We start from the raw sequence: 20,669 nt of genomic DNA, 5'->3' as shown, positions 1-20,669 counted from the left end.
TGCCGTATAATAAAATGATTTTCACTAGTTTGTTCGTAATATTCCTTATAGCAGGTTGCCAATTACAAGGAAATAACTCGGTAAATATCAAGATGAAAAGTGAAGCAGAACTAAAAGAAATACTGGATACATATACTTTTAATGATTACAAAAAAGTCTTTCATAACGCCATATCTGAGGCGGAAAAAATGGCAGATGGTGATGAACAGCTTAACAAATGGCTCATTCGAACACTCGTTCAGGAAAAGTTGTATTATGAGACAGAGTTAACTGAGAAACAAGCTGTACACCTAGCAAAAATTGCGATAGATGAGGATAAAGTATGGAAAATGATCGCCAAAGAGAAATATGGAATCACCGCTACAGAGGAAGAAGTGGACCAATTTATTAATGCTGGACCAGATCAAAGTGATTTGCCTCAACACCTAGCTTATGCAGATGTTTTAGGATTATCGCTTGCTCAGCTTAATCATCAACTCGACCGCGACCTATACGAAAAGAACGTGATGTGGTTAAAACTGAAACCAAAGCTAGAAAAGAAGTATGGAGTGTCATCCAATAACGCACTCGTGGAAAAGTATGAGAGTGAAGTGAAGAAGAAAGTAAATTGACGTGGTCATTTCTTTAAGTAGGTGAAGTGCACCGAGTGCCATTGCACAATTAAGAGCTAAAGGAAGCTGAATGCGCATGATATACAATCAAGTTGATTTTACTCCTGAACTAAAAATGGAAATCAGAGAAAGAGAACAGGAACTGAAGAAACTACTTGAAACGGTACTAGGTGAGTTTCATACAAATGTTCGAATGAAAATAGAGGGAAGTTATGACCAAGATGGAGAAGATCCTTTTCAGCCAGACTATTGCAGTTCAATTTCATTAGGACTGAGTGATGAAACAAACGAACTCATAGATTTATATACCATAAAAATTTGGGAATGCGAACGTACTCTTTTGGGAATTGTTGTTTCAAAAAACATCCCAGGAAGCAAAGTGAAGGGTGAGCTTTTGGATGAATCGGGGGAAGAGATTAAAGAAGAAATGAGAGAATTTATAATGGAGCTTATTGAAGATTAATAGGATACTACCACATGGATTTTTATGGTAAAATTACATGTGTTGAAGGAGGATTGAAGATGTCGAAGAACTTTATGTGCGTACCATGGAGACCATGAGTAAACGAAGGTGTTTATTCATGATAATAGATTTTAATAAAATACCTCTGTTTACTCCTTTCTATTGATTGATTCGGAAAAAAGAATGGAGAGAGATAGAATGATAAAATTATGCAAAGTTAACGAAGCAGAGTTTAAAAGATATATGGATTTTATGATTCCTGATTATGCTCAAGACATTACGAAGAACTTTGATTTACCAATGGAGCAAGCGTTAGAAGAATCTGAAATGATGATGAATGACATGTTTAAGGATGGTTTAGCTACGGAAGGGCAATATTTGTACAATATAGTAGACGCCAATTCAAATGAAAAAGTAGGACTTCTTTGGTACAGTATCATTTCTGAAATCAACCAAGCTTACTTATATCACATCTTAATTGATGAGGCCAAAAGAGGCCTAGGGTATGGAAGTAAGACGTTAGAAAAGCTTCAAGAAATTCTCAAGAATTCTGGTGTAAAGTCGATTGGATTAAGTGTGTTCGGAAAGAATGACGGCGCATATCGATTATATAAGAAACTAGGATATTCAAATACGAGAATATCCATGGAGAAAATTCTATAAGTTTATCATTTAGTAAAAAGACGTACTTCATATGAATGCGTCTTTTTTTTGCTGCGATATCAAAATAAAAGGTACAGGAATTAAATTCCAAAATACCGAATATAGAGAAGCAGGGGGAATGACATGAAAAAATTAATGGGTCTTTTATTATTAGTCATGTTAACGGCATGCAGTGAGAACGAAGCTGTTGAACAGTTAAAGAAGGATTATCCAGATGTAAAGGTGATGGTGGAAGAATTACCAGAGAGTGTGCAGGAAAGATTGGCAGCACCAGAATTACTGCCATTTAAACCAAAACTCGTCCAACTTAGGTACGCTGGAGATCCACCTGGAGATCCAAAAGGGGCTATCACACACACCGAGTTTGTGTATGGAAACGGAAAAGGAGCAGTTCTAAACGTTACAACGTTTCATAATAAAAAAACGAACTTTCATAATGAAGGAAAAGTAAAGACAACAAAGCTGGAAGATGGAACAGAAGTTATCATTGAAAGTGATACATCAGATGTAAAATCGATTCGTTGGAAGAAAGACGATGATTACTATGGAATGATGCTAATGGGTTCAGAGTTTAAGATGGATGACCTGTTAAAAGCTGCAAATTCGATGGAGTATTAGAAAAATAAAGAAAGAGTGTGTAGGAATATACAGTTGAAAAAGTATTTTTTGCTGCAAGTCCCGTTAATCATCATAGGAATGATCTTGCTTATTTACCTTCCTTCAGGGCAGAAGCATTATGCCATATTGATGAGTTTTTTATTGTGGAACCTATTAGGTCTGGATTGGGTTAGCGAGCAGAAAATAGAGGTGGATAAATGAAGAAAAAGGTTACTTTGTTGTTCTTTTGTGCAATGCTCCTTTTAGGTCTTTGGTGGACATTTAACTTTATAAGTCAAGACGGGGAATTTACAAAATTGGGTCATTCAACAGTAGGGATAGAAAATTGGAAAGACAGAAAACCCATTTACATTGGATACCCAGTTAAATGGGAGGGGATGGGAAAACCAAGACTTAAAAAAATAGAATTTATAAAAAGAGATGGAATAATTGTAGCAAAAGACGACAAAGAATTTACGATTCAACCCTTTATAGCGAGTACAGAAAGGATTGGTGCACTTGATGAAAAGAGTGTAAAAGAAGATGGATTAGATAAGGATTTCGTTTCAGTTAAAGACTACAAGGTAAATGGTGAATTTTACTTAGTTTTACGAGTTGAATTCCATGCTACAAATCCCATTAATGATATAAACACGTTAAGAATCACCTATGAAAAACTTGGAGTAACTCAAGTTCAAAACATTCATTTCGATGATGGAGTTATTACGGTTGAATGATCTTATTGTGTTTGTTAAAAAGAGCTAAGAAGCTCTTTTTTTATTGAATTTAAGCGCTGTTCCATTAATGAAGGTATTGGTTTCAACTAACTAGAATAGCTATCAAATAACAACTGATAAATAAGAGGTGAATCTGAAATGGATAAAAGAGTTCAATTCGACTTTGAATTAAATTTTACGAACGGTGGGGGATTACAAGGCCAAGAATTCCGTCTTGATATTCATGGAGATGATATTTCTGATGAAGAGTTAGCTAAGTATATAGTAGAGGATATGAGGTTGTTAATGGTTGGAGAAGTTAGAATACTTAACAAGAAAATCATTCATGAAAAACATAAACGGAAAAAAAGCTAACGTCATTTTTCGTCTGTTTATATGTAAAATACAGGTAATTAAATGTATAATAAAGGAATGACAACTTGACGTACATCACTGCATTCTTAACTACAAGAAAGGGTGTATGGAAATGGTATGGCTTATTATCGCAAGTGTGGCATGTTTTATGATTATAAGTTTATTTTTTATTTTTAAGGGACAACAAAACTTTTATTTGGATCAAAAAGAGATATCAAGAGATAATGATTCATTAAAAAGATTTGTAAGATATGGTGGTATTGTACTTCGGGCAAAGGATTGAGAAGTTTTTAAAATAAAAGGCATTCAATATAAAATTCGTACAATTGAGGTGGTGTTTCACCTCTGTATTTTTTTGTTAGGGGTGAGTGGGATGGAGTTTACGAAAAAATCTTATTTTGTACCATTGCTTTTGGCTTTACTACTTACCGCGTGTAATCAGGAACAAAATATAAAAAGAGAATTAGGTACCATTTACAGCAATGCTTTTGATTCCATTATGTTAAAGGACGAAGCTTTAAACAGTGAGATGCAATTCATAACACTAGACCTAACGATTGCCAAAAAGTTAAGTGAGAACGATAAAAAGGAAATTAAACGTTTTTTAAAAGATAAATATGGAGTAGATGTGATCGAAGCTACTTTTAAAGAATTGAAAGATAAAGGGTTGTACAATCCAAAAACGATGGTGTTACACGGAGTTCTGCTTAAACTAGAGAAAGCTGAATTTATATCGAATAACAAAGCTTTTGAATTTGAAGGCTCTAAATATCGAGCGGGCAATGGTGCAGTTGGTGTAAAAGGTAAGCTTCTATTCAAAGATGGCAGCCTTTTGAAGTCCAAGAGATGTGGGTTAGTTAGTCACTTATTATCAATTACCGAAACTTTCCAGCCTCTTAAAACGTAGTATGTACAGACAGTCTAAGAGGGAGTGGAAGCGAGATGATTGAAGTGAGTGTAAAAAAAGTAGAAAACAACTTTGTAATTAGATGGCAGCTGCTGCGGATTGAGATTCCTTCGTCAGATATTCTTGACGTTCGTTTAGACGATACATATGGCGGGGAAGATCAGGATGCAATCCGAATAGGACTACCATACGGAACAACAGATCGGGTATTCATCAATACAGCAAAACAAAACTATCTTGTATTTACGTCTAATCCTTCTGCAATTATAAGTAAGCTATCTGCTTAATTCCTTACTGCAAAAATAGGTTACGCACACCGTATTCTTAACTTATCATCGCAAGTATCGCTTGTTTAATGATTAGAAGTTTACTATTTGTCTTTAAGGGACAACAAGACTTTTATTTGGATCAAAAAGAGGTATCAAGAGAAAATGCTTCATTAAGACGATTTGTAAGGTATGGTGCTATTGCATTTCGAACTAGGGACTAATGTTCTTCGTAAGTCTGGTTGAAGATATTTATAGGGGGATTTTTTTATATTCTGAATCGTAAAAGATATTTCATGGCGATATAGCTACTATCTTAAATAAATGATAATAATTTGGAAGGTGTAAAAATGATTAAACTAGTAGAAATAAATGAAAAGAATTGGGTAGATGTAATTTTCTTGTCAACAAGTGAGAATATGCCAACTATTTGTGAGGAATTTGTAGCATCAAATGCCTTATCTATGGTACAAGCTCAGTATGAAAAAACGTGGACCACAAAAGCAATTGAAAAAGATGGTCAATTAATTGGCTTTACCATGTATGGATACTCACCAGTGATGGATTATTTTGAATTGTGTCGAATCATGGTTGACAAAAAATTTCAAGGAAATGGGTATGGAAAAGAAGCTGTACAACTCGTCATTGAAGAAATGAAAAAAATAGATGATTGCAAAGAAATCTATTTATCAACAGATCCTAAAAATAAATTAGGGAAACGTTTATACGAAAATTTAGGTTTTATCAATACTGGAAAAATCGTTGATAACGAAGAATTATATGTCTTAAAAATCAAATAACAATTCATTACATATGAAAAATGGAAGATAGTTATTAAAATAGAACTAAAGCAACTGATTCTAAATCAGTTGCTTTTTCTATGAGCTTGACTTTATTTACGCGAGAATTCAAATGCGATTTAAATGAGTGTCTTTAAAACCTGTTGAATATTTTAAACCATACCCAATCATTCTATCCATTCCGATATGCGCGGACCATATAATACCGATTGCTAAGAGTGTATCGTTAGTTAATAATAGTCCGGAAAAAATGAACAAAATACTTATTATATAGGTGTGAAATATATTATATAATAATGCACCACTTTTATTGTTCAGAAAGTATCCAATCATCGATATATCTGGTGCAAATATTAAAATGAAAAATAAAACCCAACTAAATTGATAATATTGATAAAAATAAAGGCTTAAAATCAAAACAGCGAATCCTTCTAATTGCAGGAATATTTTATTCACTTAAGAGCCTCCTCGTATTTTTGAAGTACATGTACAAAGCATAAATAGCAAAAAGAATTGTTAGTGCTAAAAATATGGACAGTTTTTCTGTCGAAAACCCTAATTCGTGTACACCGTTTTCACCTGTTGCGAAATATTCTGTAAGATCTAAAATAAAGTGAAAGCCAATAGCAGGCAAGATACTTCCATTACGAAGGACTAAAGCAGTGTATGCGATTCCTGCTGCGGTTGTCCAAAGAGCTTGGAATACACCGAATTTGACATCTCCGCCTACCAAGATATTTCCTAAATGAATAAGACCGAAAAGTATTGATGGAACAAAAAGGGTAACCATCGTGCCAAAACGAAGAAATCCTTTCACAAGTGCCCCTCTAAAGATGACTTCTTCATTGACTGCTACACATAAAGCAGAAACGATTAAAATTATCATTTTTGAAGGGTCACTTACATGAAATCCGAGAGATAAGAAAATGTAAATAGGAAGAATTAAGGGCGGTATCCACAGTAACCATTCTTTCTTCGATACAGGTTTTGCTAATCCGTTTCCTCTTACATCACCTGACCAATACACAAGTGCAACAGAAGTTGATGCAAAAAGGATTTGTATGAGCCAACCTAAATCTTTTATTATGTCAATGTCTGGTTGAAATATCTTAATAATATTTACTACACCTAATCCTACTAAACGTGATGCTAATAATATAAAAACAGCAAATAAAATAGGATGTTCTCTAAAGAATTTTTTCAAAATGATCCCCCTAATTTTTCGATACTTTGCCAGACATATCTTACCATTTACATAAGCTTATTTCTATAATTTTACTTTAATATAAAAAATTTCTATTTATCTAGATTTTATTTTTAATTCGATTACTTAATGTCTTATTAATTCATTTATGGGCCATCTGCGACAGGCTCTTTTTGTATGCATTAGGGAATAATAAATGAGCAGAACCAGACCAATTGAAGTTTGCATTGTGTTACTGTGGAATTAGAAAAACGATAACAAATAGAAAATCATTAAAGGAGATCACATGACAAAAGATACGGGATGGAACTTAGACAATAGCTATGCTCGTCTACCGGAAAAATTCTTTTCTACTATAAATACGAATCCTGTTCGTTCACCGAAGTTGGTTGTGCTTAACGAATCCTTAGCAAAATCGCTAGGCTTAAACGCCGTGGCACTTCAAAACGAAGAAAATGTTGATGTGTTTGCCGGAAATAAGCTGCCTGAAGGAGCATCATCACTTGCACAAGCATACGCTGGCCATCAGTTCGGATATTTTAACATGCTCGGGGATGGGCGTGCCTTGATGATCGGTGAGCAGATGACGCCTAAAGGTGAGCGTTTTGATATCCAGTTAAAAGGTTCTGGGAGAACTCCTTATTCACGTGGAGGAGACGGTCGAGCGGCTCTTGGACCCATGCTGCGTGAATACATCATCAGTGAAGCGATGCATGCTCTTGGGATCCCGACCACTCGCAGCCTTGCCGTTGTAACAACAGGAGAGTCAATCATTCGTGAAACCAACTTGCCTGGTGCGATCATGACCCGAGTGGCATCCAGTCATTTACGTGTCGGTACATTTGAATTCGCAGCAAAATGGGGAACACCTGAGGAACTGAAGGAGCTTGCTGATTATGCGATCGAACGTCACTACCCAGAAATCAATCATGGTGACAATCGTTATTTGAACCTCCTTAAAAAAGTAATTGAGCGCCAAGCTTATCTCATCTCGAAGTGGCAGCTGGCTGGTTTTATTCATGGTGTCATGAACACAGACAACATGACGATCAGCGGAGAAACGATCGATTATGGACCGTGTGCGTTCATGGATATTTATAATCCAGTGACTGTCTTCAGTTCCATTGATCGAGAAGGTCGCTATGCTTATGCCAATCAGCCGAGGATTGCCGGTTGGAACCTTGCGCGTTTTGCAGAAACTCTATTGCCGCTGTTGCATGAAGATCAAGAAAAAGCCGTTGGAATGGCTCAAGAGGTTCTCTATGGGTTTTCTGAATTGTATCACGCAAACTATTTTAGAGGAATGAGATCGAAACTCGGGTTGTTTAATGAAGAGAAAGAAGATACAGCTCTGATTGAAGAACTGCTTAACTTGATGCAGAAACATGAAGCGGACTTTACGAACACCTTCAGTAAATTAACGTTTGGTACGAAAGATTGCACAAAGTTGTTTGGCTCAGAAGAATTCGCTTCATGGCAAGAAAAGTGGCAGGACAGAAGAGCGCGACAGCCTGAATCAAAATCAGAGTCAGATGAGTTGATGCGCAACAGCAATCCAAGTGTCATTCCTCGAAATCACCGAGTGGAAGAGGCACTCGAATCAGCCCAGACTGGAGACTACAGCGTGATGGAGAAACTGGTTGGCGTACTCACAAATCCATATGCCCACACACCAGATCAAGAAGAGTACACGAAACTTCCACCTGACACAGAAGGACCTTATCGTACGTTTTGCGGAACGTGATTACGCTGCAAACTTACTTTTTTGCAAAAAAACAAAATGAAGTTCAGTTAGTCACAATACGTTCATAATTGCACAAAAGTCGCCTGCATGGCGGCTTTTTCAGTTAGTCAGTACTATTTTAAGGTGTTTTGAAAGGTATGTATAATTGACTTTTTAGTTAATAATATGTAGTATTTTTTTATTGTTTTCATATCGTATTTGTATGTGGTTTAAAAGTAAGAGAGATTGCTAGATTGTGTTCTGGAAATAGTAGAGGTGAGAAAATTGATAAACCGAAAAAATATAGTAAATAAACATATGGGGTTTTTCACATTAACGGTTTTGGTTCTTTGGATCAAAACATACGTTGCTTATAAAACTGAATTTAACCTAGGAGTAGAAGGTGGTTTTCAAGAATTTCTATTATTCTTCAATCCACTAGGCTCTGCTCTTCTTTTCTTAGGGTTTGCACTGTTTGCTAAAGGAAGAAAATCGTTCATCTGGATGATTGTCATTGATGGACTTATGACAATGCTGTTGTATGCCAATATGATGTACTACCGCTTTTTCACAGACTTTATCACGCTTCCAACGTTAACGCAGACGGACAATGCCGGTACGATTGGCAATAGTATTGGTGCGTTGTTTAACCCTTACGATGTTCTATTCTTTTTAGACATCATCATTTTGTTAGTATTGGTTTTAATGAAAAAGATTAACCCAGAACCCGTTAAAGTAAAGCGTAAAAGCGTATTGGCTGTAGGATTTGCTGCGGTAATTGCATTATCAGCGAATTTACTATTAGCTGAAATTGATCGTCCTGAGCTATTAACAAGAACATTCGACCGTAATTACATCGTGAAATATTTAGGGATGTATAACTACACCATCTATGATGCCATAGTGAGTTCTAAGTCATCGGCTCAGCGTGCACTTGCGGATACAGATGACGTAACAGAAGTAGAGAACTACGTGAGAGCGAACTATGCTGAACCGAATCCGGAATACTTTGGAAAAGCAAAAGGGATGAACGTAATCTACCTTCACTTGGAATCTCTGCAGAACTTCGCGATCAACTATAAATTGCACGGACAAGAAGTAACGCCGTTTCTGAACTCGTTAACGCGAGATCAGAACACATTGTATTTCAATAACTTTTATCATCAAACGTCTCAAGGGAAAACAGCTGATGCTGAGTTCTTGCTCGAGAATTCCCTATACGGATTACCGCAAGGAACAGCGTTTACGACAAAAGGTGAAAACACGTACCAAGCGGCTCCAGCGATCATGGAACAACAAGGATATTCAACAGCCGTTTTTCATGGTAACTACAAATCGTTCTGGAACCGAGATGTGATCTACAAACGATTTGGTTTTCAAAAGTTTTTTGACGCAGAATATTACGACATGAACGAGCAAGACGTTGCGAACTATGGACTGAAGGATAAGCCGTTCTTTAAAGAATCGATGCCGATGCTGAAGTCATTAAAGCAACCGTTCTATACAAAATTCATCACATTATCGAACCACTTCCCATACCCAATCTCTGAAGAGGAAGCGACGATCGCACCTCACACAACAGGGGATGCAACAGTGGACCGCTACTTCCAAACGGCACGATACATGGATGAAGCAATTCAGCAGTTCTTCTCGGACTTAAAAGCAGCTGGTCTATACGACAATACAATGGTTGTCATGTATGGTGACCACTACGGTATTGCCGAAACGCGTAATAAATCGATGGCAAAAGTAATCGGCAAAGAGATAACACCGTTTGAGAACACACAGCTACAAAAGGTACCATTGTTTATCCATGCACCTGGACTAAAAGGCGGCACCATCGATAAAGTCGGAGGACAAGTCGACCTTCGTCCAACACTAATGCACTTATTGGGCATGGACACAAAAGAATACATTCAGTTCGGAACGGACTTAATGTCTAAGGACCATGATGAAGTGACACCGTTACGTAACGGAGACTTTGTTTCTCCTAAGGTAACCGGAATCGATGGTAAATATTATGATTCAAAAACTGGTGAACTGATTGAAGAGACGGAAGAGATCAAAGCGTTAGAAAAAGACGTACAAACGAAACTCGATCTATCTGATAAAACCGTTTACGGTGACTTACTGCGATTTCACAAAATTAATGGATTCAAGAAAGTTGATCCCTCGAAATACGACTACAATAAGCGGGAAGATGAGCCAGATAGCAGCAAAACAGAATAATTAAGTAAGCAGCCGACCCTAGATAGAGAATTGGGTCGGTTTTTTTGTTGAGGTAAAGAAAGGATTTTCGTTAAGTGTGAAAAAGGATGGTCTTCTGCACAGTTTTTATCCAATGGACAATAAAAATTGTCTGATTCTGTTCCTTAAAGTGTGTGGCAGTCGGCAGGGTCGGTTTTAGCGGATAAAAGAGTATCGTAAAGTGAATCTATAATGCCCATTCCAGCTGAGAAGTACATCTTTTTGATGATCCATTAAATTTAGGCTTTGAATCAACAAGAATAGATATTCAATCAACGAAATTTCACATTTAATCCACGAGATTTTGGGTTCAATCCACAAAAATCGGTGTTCATTCCACAAGTTTTTTCACATGGAAGAAGTTGTCCGCTTGAGAAGGACATACGGTAATAGTAAGAGACGTGGGATTGTCTATTGTTTAAAACGACACCTATTTCAAGACTCCATACTGTATAATGGAATAATAAGGTAAAAGTTTCTTTAGGTCGGTTATATAAAAATTAAGTGAGGAGTGATCAATATGTTATGGATAATTGTTCTAACACCACTTGTCATTGTGTGCGCACTAGCCATTTATTTTGATAATCGCGGGAAGAAGAGGGGTACGGGCGGTGTCAACATCTACCATGATGATCAGCATTTGAGTCAAGGAACGCAGATCAATAATGCTGCTGAAAGAACGAGGGCAGCAGGAAGAAACAACCACCATGGTGGAGGCGGCGGGCCGATCTAACATTATGCTCAAAAAGGAGTTAGATAAAGTGAAGACTTTTCTTGTTTGGAGCAATGTCATCATTTGCGGCTTTCTTACGGTTTTTATCGCTATTTTCTTTGCTGCGGGAACAATCGGAGAGAACTATACGGACGAAACTTATGTCGCGCCAGAGTTCTTTTTAATTCTTCCTGTCTGGGTAATCGGAGCTGTCAACGTATGGTGGTTTTATTATAAAAATGGGATCAACAAAACCAGTTATCCCAAGCTGATCTTCATAAATGGAACACTCTGGGCTTCCATTCCAGCAGGGTTTTGGCTTGCGTCATTGTTTATGTAAAATCTATTCTCTACCTAACCCTAGAGTTAGCTGCCAGTTAAAGCGGCTAACTCTAACTCCCTCTATGCCTTTTCCACAATTCCGTTATTCTCTGCCACTAGCCTTATTTCCTTATGTTTTGTAAAAGTAGAGTTGGCGATAAACACACCACACAAAATAATGACCGCACCGATATACCCTTGAAGCCCCATATTTTCATTCAGGAAGATGAATGCAAACAACGCTGCGAAAATGGGCTCGAGTGAAAACAGAAAACCGGTACTCTCAGGCGTCGTGTACTTTTGTACGATAGGCTGCATCACAAAGCCATAAGCAGAACAGATGAGTGCCAATCCGAGTATGGCTACCCAATGAATTAGAGTCTGCGGCCAAACGGGAGTTTCAAGAATAAACGATCCAACGGCTGCAAAAACGCTCGCGAATCCCAGTTGATAGATTCCGAGTATTAAGGCATCTACTCTCCGCGCAAAATGATTCGTTGCAATAATGTGTATAGCGTACAGAAACGCAGCTGCTAAACAATAAAAAGAGCCAAACGCAAAACTGAAATCCTTACCAATCGTAAGAAGAGCTAAGCCAAAAGAAACGAGGATCACACCTGCTGTCACTTCTTTCGTCGGCCATTTTTTTGTGATGAATGTCTGTAGAATCGGTACGATGATAACGGTTGTGCTCACTAGAAATCCGGCAGATGAAGCCGACGTATGCTGAATCCCATACATAAGCGTGATAAATACTCCCCATAACAAGGCGCCAACAATGGCACTGTATTTCAACGTTTGAACATCTACCGAAAATACTTTTTTGCGAAAGATCAACATCATCACAATAAAAGCAATGCCAAACCGCAGGGCCACTATCGTTAATGAAGGAATGCTGCCAACCGTGAGTTTCATAAACACATACGACAATCCCCAACCCATCGAAACAGATGCTAAAATCCAGTTTGCTTGTTTTTGTGTCATATTCGAACGCCTGACCTCTCCTCATTATCTTTCGCGTGGATATATCGTAACACCTGGCTTTTCATTAATAAAACGAATATTTATAATGGAAGTATTAGATTTCCTAATATAAGGGGGATGAGATGAGTGAATGCTTATTATGCTTTTATTAAAGCTGTTGAAACAGGCAGTTTTACGAAAGCGGCGGAAGAGCTCGGTTATACCCAATCCGCCATTAGCCAAATGGTGCATTCCTTAGAGGAAGAACTTTCAACCATTCTCATTTTACGGTCTCGAACGGGAGTTAAGCTGACGCCAGATGGAGAAGAGTTTCTGCCTTTTATTAAAAAGATTTGCAACTCACATAGAGAATTAAAAGAAAAAATTAAAGAGATGGAAGGGTTAGAGACAGGGCTTATTCGAATCGGTTCCTTTTCAAGTGTTTCCTGTCACTGGCTGCCGGGGCTGATAAAAGAGTTTAAGAAGCAGTATCCAGCGGTTGAATTTGAAATTCATCAAGGGGATTATACAGATATCGCGAATTGGATTAAAGAAGGAAGCGTTGATTTTGGTTTTGTGAATCCGAATGCTGTTTCGAATCTCACGATGATTCCGTTGCAAAAAGATGAAATGTTTGCGGTGCTTCCAGAAAATCATTCTTTAGCTGAAAAAGACGTGGTCTCTTTAGAAGAGTTGATGAACGAACACTATATCCTTCTAGATGAGGGAGAAATCAGTGAGCCCTTAACAATCTTTAAACAAAACAGTGTTGAACCTAATATCCAATACCGTGTACACGATGATTACGCAATTATGTCGATGATTGAACAAGGACTGGGTGTTTCAATTTTACCGAAATTAATTTTAAGCCGATGTCCTTATCAGGTTGTAACAAAACCAATCTCACCATCGTTTGCACGCACGATCAGTCTAGCTTATAAGGATAAAAGAGTGCTGCCAATCGCAAGCCGGTCCTTTATAGACTTCATTTTAGGAAGATATACCTTAGAGAAATAATAAAAGCTTAAAGTTTAATAACCCTAAGCTTAATTAATTATTGAATTTCCTCTAATTTTTCACCAAGAATCTGAATATCATGAACCAATTTTTTGCGTTGTTTTTCACAATTACTAATTCTATACTCCTCGAACAATGTACCTAGCTTCTTAATGATTTGTATCGCGATATTATCATTACACATCTGTCGAACATCCTAATCTAGTTAAATTATCCTATATAAGAAGACTAGCACATGATTATGAAGTAGGAAACAGGTAAAGGTAAATTTTTTGTGAATTCATACTGAGAGGCGGAAATATGCATGGATAAAGAAAGTCTAGAATCAATAAAAAATGTAGTGGATCACTATGCCGAATTAATTAATGTACATACATATCACTTAACATACGGATTCTCCAAAGACTTTGCGATTCCTCATATTGAGGTGAACGAAAGTGGTTATCACTACGTTGTGATTGAAAGAGGGATTGAGTTAAAAAGGTTAACGACTAATGATATAGATGAACTATTATTTGCTATTTTCAATGGAATTACATATGAAGTGGCATTAAATTATGAGGTTGAAAATAGAGTGAAAAATCAAGACTCCAGGATTATTTCATTTAAGAAACAAGAAGAACTGCTTGGTGTGATTAATGAAAAGTGGAAAATGAAACAAGAACTTTACCATAGGGAGATCCTAAAAAGATCTCCTTATAAAAGGAGAACAGGCAATGAGGGTCTATCTTAATCGATGTATCGTTTCTTTAGTAGCGAGTTTATTCTTTATTTTCCTTGTAGACCTGTTTACACAAAAGCCTGGCCGGCTTGGAGGAAATGGAAACCTAGGATTAATTCCACTATTCTTTGCAATCATGATCATAGCCTACTCTGGATATGTACTTCTAACACTGTTAAAAAAGCTGGAGTTGAATAGAAAGAAATGGACAAATATATTAGCAGCTTCTTTTCTTGTCTTCATTGTTTCTATTGTAATGGAGATCTTCTTCTTTAAGCGTTTGATCCATGAACTAGGCGGACCACCAACAACCATGGATTCACAAATTTATAGATTCGGCTGGCTCAATCAAGGAACCAACACACTGTATGTAAATATGTATACGTTTATCGCTTTTGTTTCCTTGATTTTGTCATGCTATGCGGCTCTTTCAATCTTTAAAGAAACGAAATTGAACGAGTGAACTTAAATTTTTCCAAAGAGTAAAAGATGTGAATGATAGGAGAGATACTGTTGAAGATAATTGAAGTACAACAACGTAAAGATTTATTTGATAAGGCAGTAAATGTTTTTTGGAAACAGTGGGGAAGCGAACAAAACTACAAGTTTTATGAAAACTGCATGCTTCATTCTTGCCAAACAAAGGATGAATTACCGAGGTTTTATATTGCATTTATTGAAGAAGAAATTGTAGGAACTTATGCATTGCTTAGGAATGATCTTAACAGCCGCCAAGATCTATACCCATGGTTTGCCTGTTTGTATGTGAATCCAGAATATAGAGGAAAAGAAATCGGTTCACAATTACTTCAGCATGCTATTGAAGAAACTGGCCGAAAAGGATTTGGAAATCTTTATCTTAGTACGGATCTGGAAGGGTATTATGAAAAGTACGGCTGGACGCATGATGGAGAAGTATATGGAGTTGATGGCGGGTCGTTAAAAATCTATACGAAGTCAAGTAATAGGGAGTGACCACCATTTTAAACGCACTAATAGAATTCATAAGCAATTTGTTTACTAATGCAGGATATAAGGACACACTTGATACGCAAAAGATCGATCGTCATATAGAGATTTTAAAAGAGTACGATTGGTTTAAGCGTATTTATGAACAAGAAAAGTATCACCGTTTATTCTTTATAAACCGTCACGTTAGAGGTTATTTAGAAAGTAAGGCTCGGGTTAATAAAATGATTCAAAAGCCAGAAGCTCAACAGAAGTTTATTAACCTTCTTGAAAAGCAGCTTAAAAATTAAAAGTCCTACTAAAGTAAGCAACCTTCTCAGTTGAGAAGGTTGTTTTTATTATGCCAGAAAAGTAATTCTAGAAAAATTATTCATATCTAATAATAGTTTAGTATGTTTACAATAACGAGACTTTGGTTGTGGGTATAATGAATTATTATTAACAGAATATAAATAATGTTCTGAAAATGAATTGTAAATATATGAAAAATAATTATAATAAAATATAGAATACAAGAGAGGAATGATCTTCATGAAAAGTAAATTTATGGCTAGTGCCCTTGCACTAACACTTGGGGCTTCCGTCGCATTAAGTGGCTCCCCATTTTTAGCAAAGGCAGAAGTAGGGCAAGAGAAGAAGTACATAGTTATTTTTAAGGATCAAGCGAAGTTGCCGACAAATTTTGGAGCTGACATTTCTAAAGCTGGAGGCCAGATTGAAGCGAAACTGGACAAGCTTGGTGCGGTAGAGGTCGTTTCTACTAATCCAAACTTCCTATCTCAAATTAAGAAATCGAGCACAGTACTAGATGCAGGAGTACAAAACATCGTTTACCCTGAAACAGCAGCTATTGAAGCTGAGGCAATGGTTACTGAAGCTGCAACAGGTGCAGATTTGTACGAAACATTACAATGGGATATTAAGCAAGTTACAGGAGACGGAGCTTCATGGAAACTTCCTGGCGGCACTGGTAAATCAGTAGATGGAAATGACATCGTTGTAGGTGTTATTGATACAGGAATTGATTACAACCATCCTGATTTGAAAGACAATTATGCATACGGAAAGTCATTTGTACCAGGGTATCCGGACGCGATGGACCAGAACTCACACGGTACACACGTTGCAGGATCGATTGCAGCTAAAGGTCGTACGATGGGTGTAGGACCTGATTTAAAAGTAGCAGCTTACCGCGTTTTTGGTCCTACTGGTGGAGCGGCAACGTCTGATATAGCTGAAGCATTAATGACAGCAGCGGATGACAATGTGGATGTTGTAAACATGTCTCTTGGCGGCTATGACTGGTTCCAAAATCCTGATTATGCAACAAAAGATACAGTTGCAGATGTTCGTTTGTTCAACCGTGCTATTCAATACGCAATTCAAAAAGGTGTCACAGTTGTCGGATCTGCTGGAAACAATGCAGTAGATATCAGCTCTCCAGGAAAACTATCCGGAGATGACAATGGTGCAACTCACCGCAGTCCGAGCAGCCAACAGATGATTCGAGTGTCTGCAGGTGGACAACTTAAGAATCTAGCATTCTACTCCAACTATGGTGTTGGCAAAATCGATGTAATGGCACCAGGTGGAGACCTTGGTCCTAACTATGACCCTGCAACTGGGGCAGGCAGAGATGGCACATATCTATGCTTAGCTACAATTCCTGGCGGTGGATATGGTTATAAAGGTGGAACTTCCATGGCAGCTCCAAAAACAGCTGCACTTGCAGGCGTAATTATCGCGCAGCATGGTAAAGACAAGCTTTCGCCAGCACAAGTAAAACACATTGTCCAAGCTTCTTCAGAAGATGTGTTCAAACGTGGGTATGATGGTGAAGCAGGATTCGGCTTAATTAATGCGGTTAATGCGTTAAAATAAAACAATAGGTGTAGGGGAAAAGGAGCTATCTTGATAGTTCCGTTTTTTCTATTTTTTCTAAAACTAATGGAACTGACCGTTTTTCGGATTAGTTCTTTTTTTTTTTTTAGATATGAACTGGATAATTTATGTAAAATATTTGTAGACAGGTGAAATGAATTGAACTTGCGGACGTCTAATGTTTGAAGGGTCTGGTAAAGAGGGAGAGAAGCCATGAAAAACCATGAAATGATTCAGAAGTGGTTTAATGACTATCACAATGACATTTATAATTTTCTTATTTATTATCTTGGCACAAAAGACGTTGAGGACATCGTCCAAGAAGTTTTTATTAAGGGGTTTAATCATATAGAACAATTTGAAAGGCGTTCTGACCCTAAAACGTGGCTGATTTCAATTGCAAGAAACATAGCGATTGATCAGATACGTAAAAAGAAGCGCCAGCAACTGCTTCTTTCCCATCTATGGAGTCTCTTTACCGAAAAAGACAAACTACCTCAAGAGTGGGTGTTAGAAGATGAACGGAAAACGGAGCTCTACAAAGCTATAAATGAACTGAAGTCCTCATATAGAGACATCGTAATTTTACGAGGAATCTTGGAGTATTCTCCAGAGGAAGCTTCTCAAATTTTGCAATGGAAAACTGCCAAAGTGAATCTTACCTATCACAGGGCCATTCAGTCGCTTAAGAAAAAGCTGGTGCTCGAGAAGTGGAGTGATTACATTGAAACGATTAACGGATGAAAGTGTAATGAGCGAGTTCAAAAAGTTTAAAACGTATCAAATGGATCCTAACAAAAAAAGCATGATAGCAAGAGAGCTTGCTCAAATTGAACATAAAAGAAATAGGTTCCATTTTTTAAGATTTTACAAACCCGTATTAAGTGTTTTTGTGCTTTTGTTCTTTTTTGTCAGTGCAAGCTTATTTGTTTTGAATGATACATCTGAAGCTCCAACACCAACTAAAACCGGTTATCAGACTGGAGCTGAACAGTTTTTGCATGGAGATGAAACATACGGGATCCAGCATAACAAAGATTTTTCGTTAAAAAAGAATAGAGATGGCTCCGTTCTCTTTAAGGCAGATGGAAAGATAGTAGGTGGTATTGAGCCACTAACGGACGATGAAATGTATAAAAATATGAACAAGCAGCATATTTTTACGAGTGAAAAGCTGGATAGTTATAACTACCAAACAACATTTACGTTAGATCACCAAAAAACGATGGAAGTGACGCAAATCCTTCATTATTATTTCACTTCGCCTAACAGCCAATTAAACTATCACGTGTACTTTTATACGCCTTTCTTTACTGAAGAAAAAGCAGATGATCTGGCGAGGTCATTTGAAATTTATAAGGATGGAAAATTGATTGAAGGCACAGAGCATTGGTCACTGTCCACTGAGTTTGCAACAAATACATTTGAAGTATTGATCGGTGAAAAAGACAAACTGGGCATTTCCGGACCTGACTTTATAGCTGGTAAGGTCGATAAGTATATATGGCATTTCTTTGGAAGTTCTAATGAAGTCGAAACCTTATCGAGCGGCAACTTTAAAGTAACGGCTACAAACAAGGAAAGTGGAGAAAAAGAAAAGGTGCTCGTCCAAAGTGCTGGATCCGACAATGAGAAGATGGTTTGGTCGTATGAAATGACAAAAGGTAGTCCGTTGACTGGGGACGCAGATGTCGGATCTATCCATTCTATACCAAGTAATTTGAAGTTCAGTAAACCAGGGATCTGGCGGCTTGATGTTTATTTTGGTGTAAAAAGATTTGGTTACCTTGTTGTTGAAGTGAAATAATAGGGTCCTTTTTGTTAATAACTGTTGGTGTATCGCAGCAATCGTTGTATACTGATATGAAAAACAAAAGGCAGGCGTTCTCACGTAATGAAAGTAGCATATTTAGGCCCACAAGGAAGTTTCTCGGAAGAAGCTGCCTTTCGATATTTTGCTGATCACCAAAACGATTGGTACAAGTGTGATTCCATTGTAGATGTTCTTGAAGCGGTTGAAGAAGGCAAGGCAGATAAAGGGATTGTTCCCATTGAAAACTCGATTGAAGGTACGATCAACATCACAGCAGACGGTCTGCTCCGTCATGATCTTTTTGTGGAAGCGGAAATTATTTTTCCTGTGTCTCTGCATCTTCTTACCTTAAAAGGAGCTATCTTGGATGAGATCGGTGAAGTGTGGTCTATCGTACCAGCTCTCGCGCAGTGCAGGGATTTTATCAGAGAATCCAAAGTGAAGAGCAGACAATTCGACAGTACGTCTGCCGCCGCACAAGCTGTGAAAAATCAAGAACGAAAAGATGTAGCGGCGATTGCCTCAAAATACGCGGCAGAAGTATTTGATTTGCAAATCACAAAAAGCGGCATTCAAGATAACTGCAACAATCACACGCGTTTTGTGGTGATCAGCAAAGATAACACAGAGGTCACTGAGGCTAAGTCGAAAACGATGCTGCTGATCTCTCCAACTGAAGATTATTCAGGTGTATTGTCTTCCATACTGAACGTCTTTACGGCTCTATCCATTAACTTAACGTGGATTGAATCGCGCCCAACGAAGAAACAATTAGGAACGTATCACTTTTTTGTAGAAGCGCAAAATGGTCTGCATGAAGAGAAGATGAACAAAGCCATTACGATTTTGCAGGCTTTCGGTCACGATGTTCGAGTGTTAGGAAGCTATAATACGACAAAGCTGTGAGTGAAGCTATCTATTAAGTTAACAGAAGATCTAAATGTTCATAAAAGCAGTGCGATTCGTAAATGAATTCGCACTGCTTTTTAGATAATTACTTGAAGTGGCTGGGTGGATAGCACAGTACTGTATCTATCTTCCATTAGAGGTATAATTAGTTGGTAAAAACAATCTTGTTCTTCCGGAATTTATAAACTAGTGGAGGAAATAAATGATGAGTACGTATGTTTATATGGTAAGACACGGTGAGTCGCCTAAAGAAGGAAATGATAGAACAAGGGGGTTAACTCCAAAAGGTTATTTAGATTCTAATACAATAACTGACATATTGAAATGTGAAAACATTAATGTAGTTGTTTCAAGCCCCTATAGACGTTCCGTTTTAACAGTCAAAAATTTAGCTGAACATATAGGGCAAGAAGTATTAATATACGAAGATTTAAAAGAAAGGAAATTTTCTTCTGAAGATAATCGGATATCTGACAAGCAACTAGTTCCATTATTGGAGAAGTCGTTTGAGGATTCAAATTTCGCTTTAGATGGCGGAGAATCAAATGATGATTGTCAAAAAAGGGCTATTAAAGTTGTTAACGAGCTATTAGAAAAATTTCGTAATAAGAAAATAGTAATAGGTTCTCATGGCGCTATAATGACTTTGATGATGGGTTATTTCGACAGCACTTATGACTTGAATTTTTTACATAGTACATCAAAACCTGATATCTATAGAATGGAATTTAAAGGAATGGATTTAGTAAATGTTAGAAGGATATGGGAAGTTGATTAATTGAACGAACGGA

The 20,669-nt window shown here is 37.3% G+C and carries 28 protein-coding genes; 24 read left to right on the top strand and 4 right to left on the bottom strand.

Translation table 11 applies throughout. From position 1 onward, the window contains the following. Positions 1-92: 92 nt before the first annotated feature. The 10 genes from QUF49_RS14715 to QUF49_RS14670 all read left to right on the top strand — a co-directional run bounded on the left by QUF49_RS14715 (position 93) and on the right by QUF49_RS14670 (position 5,398). On the top strand, positions 93-611 hold the full coding sequence (locus tag QUF49_RS14715) for a hypothetical protein (RefSeq protein ID WP_289496397.1): 519 nt from the start codon (positions 93-95) through the stop codon (positions 609-611). A 70-nt stretch (positions 612-681) separates the two neighbouring features. Further along, positions 682-1,074 carry a hypothetical protein gene (locus QUF49_RS14710; protein ID WP_289496396.1) on the top strand — a complete coding sequence of 131 codons (393 nt, stop codon included), beginning with the start codon at positions 682-684 and terminating at the stop codon, positions 1,072-1,074. A 198-nt stretch (positions 1,075-1,272) separates the two neighbouring features. Next, the gene (locus QUF49_RS14705; protein WP_289496395.1) at positions 1,273-1,737 is read left to right on the top strand and encodes a GNAT family N-acetyltransferase; all 465 of its coding nucleotides are present in this window, start codon (positions 1,273-1,275) and stop codon (positions 1,735-1,737) included. A gap of 123 nt (positions 1,738-1,860) precedes the next feature. Next, entirely contained in the window at positions 1,861-2,355 is a 495-nt protein-coding gene (locus tag QUF49_RS14700) for a hypothetical protein (protein ID WP_289496394.1), read from the top strand. Positions 2,356-2,388: 33 nt separating this feature from the next. Continuing rightward, positions 2,389-2,556: a hypothetical protein gene (locus tag QUF49_RS14695; RefSeq protein ID WP_289496393.1), complete on the top strand. Its 168-nt coding sequence runs from the start codon at positions 2,389-2,391 to the stop codon at positions 2,554-2,556. Further along, a complete protein-coding gene (locus QUF49_RS14690) occupies positions 2,553-3,071 on the top strand; it encodes a hypothetical protein (protein ID WP_289496392.1) in 519 nt (172 codons plus the stop codon). Before QUF49_RS14695 ends, QUF49_RS14690 begins: the two co-directional genes overlap by 4 nt. A 138-nt stretch (positions 3,072-3,209) precedes the next feature. Then, positions 3,210-3,425, top strand: a complete 216-nt coding sequence (locus QUF49_RS14685; protein ID WP_289496391.1) for a cyclase — start codon at positions 3,210-3,212, stop codon at positions 3,423-3,425. Positions 3,426-3,798: 373 nt separating this feature from the next. Then, the gene (locus tag QUF49_RS14680) at positions 3,799-4,332 is read left to right on the top strand and encodes a peptide ABC transporter substrate-binding protein (RefSeq protein ID WP_289496390.1); all 534 of its coding nucleotides are present in this window, start codon (positions 3,799-3,801) and stop codon (positions 4,330-4,332) included. Positions 4,333-4,367: 35 nt separating this feature from the next. Beyond that, complete coding sequence (locus QUF49_RS14675; protein ID WP_289496388.1) at positions 4,368-4,619, top strand: hypothetical protein; 252 nt, start codon at positions 4,368-4,370, stop codon at positions 4,617-4,619. A 329-nt stretch (positions 4,620-4,948) separates the two neighbouring features. Continuing rightward, positions 4,949-5,398 (top strand): GNAT family N-acetyltransferase, encoded by a 450-nt coding sequence (locus QUF49_RS14670; RefSeq protein WP_289496387.1) that lies wholly within the window; start codon positions 4,949-4,951, stop codon positions 5,396-5,398. Positions 5,399-5,506: 108 nt separating this feature from the next. On the opposite strand, the gene QUF49_RS14665 is transcribed toward QUF49_RS14670, so the two are convergent. Both QUF49_RS14665 and QUF49_RS14660 read right to left on the bottom strand, forming a co-directional pair. Beyond that, positions 5,507-5,854 carry a DUF4260 domain-containing protein gene (locus QUF49_RS14665; protein ID WP_289496386.1) on the bottom strand — a complete coding sequence of 116 codons (348 nt, stop codon included), beginning with the start codon at positions 5,852-5,854 and terminating at the stop codon, positions 5,507-5,509. Further along, positions 5,847-6,602, bottom strand: coding sequence for a CPBP family intramembrane glutamic endopeptidase (locus QUF49_RS14660; RefSeq protein WP_289496385.1), 756 nt, complete (start codon positions 6,600-6,602; stop codon positions 5,847-5,849). The genes QUF49_RS14665 and QUF49_RS14660 overlap by 8 nt, the downstream gene beginning before the upstream one ends. Positions 6,603-6,888: 286 nt before the next feature. On the opposite strand from QUF49_RS14660, the gene QUF49_RS14655 reads away from it, so the two are divergent. The 4 genes from QUF49_RS14655 to QUF49_RS14640 all read left to right on the top strand — a co-directional run bounded on the left by QUF49_RS14655 (position 6,889) and on the right by QUF49_RS14640 (position 11,624). Beyond that, positions 6,889-8,346 (top strand): protein adenylyltransferase SelO, encoded by a 1,458-nt coding sequence (locus QUF49_RS14655; protein ID WP_289496384.1) that lies wholly within the window; start codon positions 6,889-6,891, stop codon positions 8,344-8,346. A gap of 297 nt (positions 8,347-8,643) precedes the next feature. Continuing rightward, positions 8,644-10,554, top strand: coding sequence for an LTA synthase family protein (locus QUF49_RS14650; protein ID WP_289497669.1), 1,911 nt, complete (start codon positions 8,644-8,646; stop codon positions 10,552-10,554). A 538-nt stretch (positions 10,555-11,092) separates the two neighbouring features. Further along, a complete protein-coding gene (locus QUF49_RS14645) occupies positions 11,093-11,305 on the top strand; it encodes a hypothetical protein (RefSeq protein WP_289496383.1) in 213 nt (70 codons plus the stop codon). A 28-nt stretch (positions 11,306-11,333) separates the two neighbouring features. Further along, complete coding sequence (locus QUF49_RS14640) at positions 11,334-11,624, top strand: hypothetical protein (protein ID WP_289496382.1); 291 nt, start codon at positions 11,334-11,336, stop codon at positions 11,622-11,624. A gap of 62 nt (positions 11,625-11,686) precedes the next feature. Here QUF49_RS14640 and QUF49_RS14635 read toward each other — a convergent pair whose 3' ends face one another. Beyond that, complete coding sequence (locus QUF49_RS14635; RefSeq protein ID WP_289496380.1) at positions 11,687-12,589, bottom strand: DMT family transporter; 903 nt, start codon at positions 12,587-12,589, stop codon at positions 11,687-11,689. Positions 12,590-12,715: 126 nt separating this feature from the next. Here QUF49_RS14635 and QUF49_RS14630 point away from each other — a divergent pair, with 126 nt between their 5' ends. Continuing rightward, complete coding sequence (locus QUF49_RS14630) at positions 12,716-13,585, top strand: LysR family transcriptional regulator (protein WP_289496379.1); 870 nt, start codon at positions 12,716-12,718, stop codon at positions 13,583-13,585. A 37-nt stretch (positions 13,586-13,622) separates the two neighbouring features. On the opposite strand, the gene QUF49_RS14625 is transcribed toward QUF49_RS14630, so the two are convergent. Next, positions 13,623-13,769, bottom strand: a complete 147-nt coding sequence (locus QUF49_RS14625; RefSeq protein WP_289496378.1) for a hypothetical protein — start codon at positions 13,767-13,769, stop codon at positions 13,623-13,625. A gap of 120 nt (positions 13,770-13,889) precedes the next feature. Here QUF49_RS14625 and QUF49_RS14620 point away from each other — a divergent pair, with 120 nt between their 5' ends. From QUF49_RS14620 to QUF49_RS14580, 9 genes are all read left to right on the top strand, one after another. Next, positions 13,890-14,318: an Imm63 family immunity protein gene (locus tag QUF49_RS14620; RefSeq protein ID WP_289496377.1), complete on the top strand. Its 429-nt coding sequence runs from the start codon at positions 13,890-13,892 to the stop codon at positions 14,316-14,318. Continuing rightward, positions 14,302-14,769, top strand: a complete 468-nt coding sequence (locus QUF49_RS14615) for a hypothetical protein (RefSeq protein ID WP_289496376.1) — start codon at positions 14,302-14,304, stop codon at positions 14,767-14,769. The genes QUF49_RS14620 and QUF49_RS14615 overlap by 17 nt, the downstream gene beginning before the upstream one ends. Before the next feature lie 50 nt (positions 14,770-14,819). After that, on the top strand, positions 14,820-15,281 hold the full coding sequence (locus QUF49_RS14610) for a GNAT family N-acetyltransferase (RefSeq protein ID WP_289496375.1): 462 nt from the start codon (positions 14,820-14,822) through the stop codon (positions 15,279-15,281). Between the two features lie 38 nt (positions 15,282-15,319). Continuing rightward, on the top strand, positions 15,320-15,565 hold the full coding sequence (locus QUF49_RS14605) for a hypothetical protein (protein ID WP_289496374.1): 246 nt from the start codon (positions 15,320-15,322) through the stop codon (positions 15,563-15,565). A 241-nt stretch (positions 15,566-15,806) separates the two neighbouring features. After that, positions 15,807-17,156, top strand: coding sequence for a S8 family serine peptidase (locus QUF49_RS14600; RefSeq protein ID WP_289496373.1), 1,350 nt, complete (start codon positions 15,807-15,809; stop codon positions 17,154-17,156). Between the two features lie 213 nt (positions 17,157-17,369). Beyond that, complete coding sequence (locus QUF49_RS14595) at positions 17,370-17,900, top strand: RNA polymerase sigma factor (RefSeq protein WP_289496372.1); 531 nt, start codon at positions 17,370-17,372, stop codon at positions 17,898-17,900. Beyond that, positions 17,881-18,963: a hypothetical protein gene (locus QUF49_RS14590; protein WP_289496371.1), complete on the top strand. Its 1,083-nt coding sequence runs from the start codon at positions 17,881-17,883 to the stop codon at positions 18,961-18,963. The genes QUF49_RS14595 and QUF49_RS14590 overlap by 20 nt, the downstream gene beginning before the upstream one ends. An 87-nt stretch (positions 18,964-19,050) precedes the next feature. After that, positions 19,051-19,875, top strand: a complete 825-nt coding sequence (gene pheA / locus QUF49_RS14585; protein ID WP_289496370.1) for a prephenate dehydratase — start codon at positions 19,051-19,053, stop codon at positions 19,873-19,875. A 208-nt stretch (positions 19,876-20,083) separates the two neighbouring features. Next, positions 20,084-20,656, top strand: coding sequence for a histidine phosphatase family protein (locus QUF49_RS14580; RefSeq protein ID WP_289496369.1), 573 nt, complete (start codon positions 20,084-20,086; stop codon positions 20,654-20,656). Positions 20,657-20,669 lie beyond the last annotated feature (13 nt).

The sequence above is a fragment of the Fictibacillus sp. b24 genome (assembly GCF_030348825.1).
Classification (GTDB): Bacteria; Bacillota; Bacilli; order Bacillales; family Fictibacillaceae; genus Fictibacillus.
Note: the sequence above shows the minus strand (reverse complement) of the source record. Positions and strands in the feature narration are given on the sequence as shown.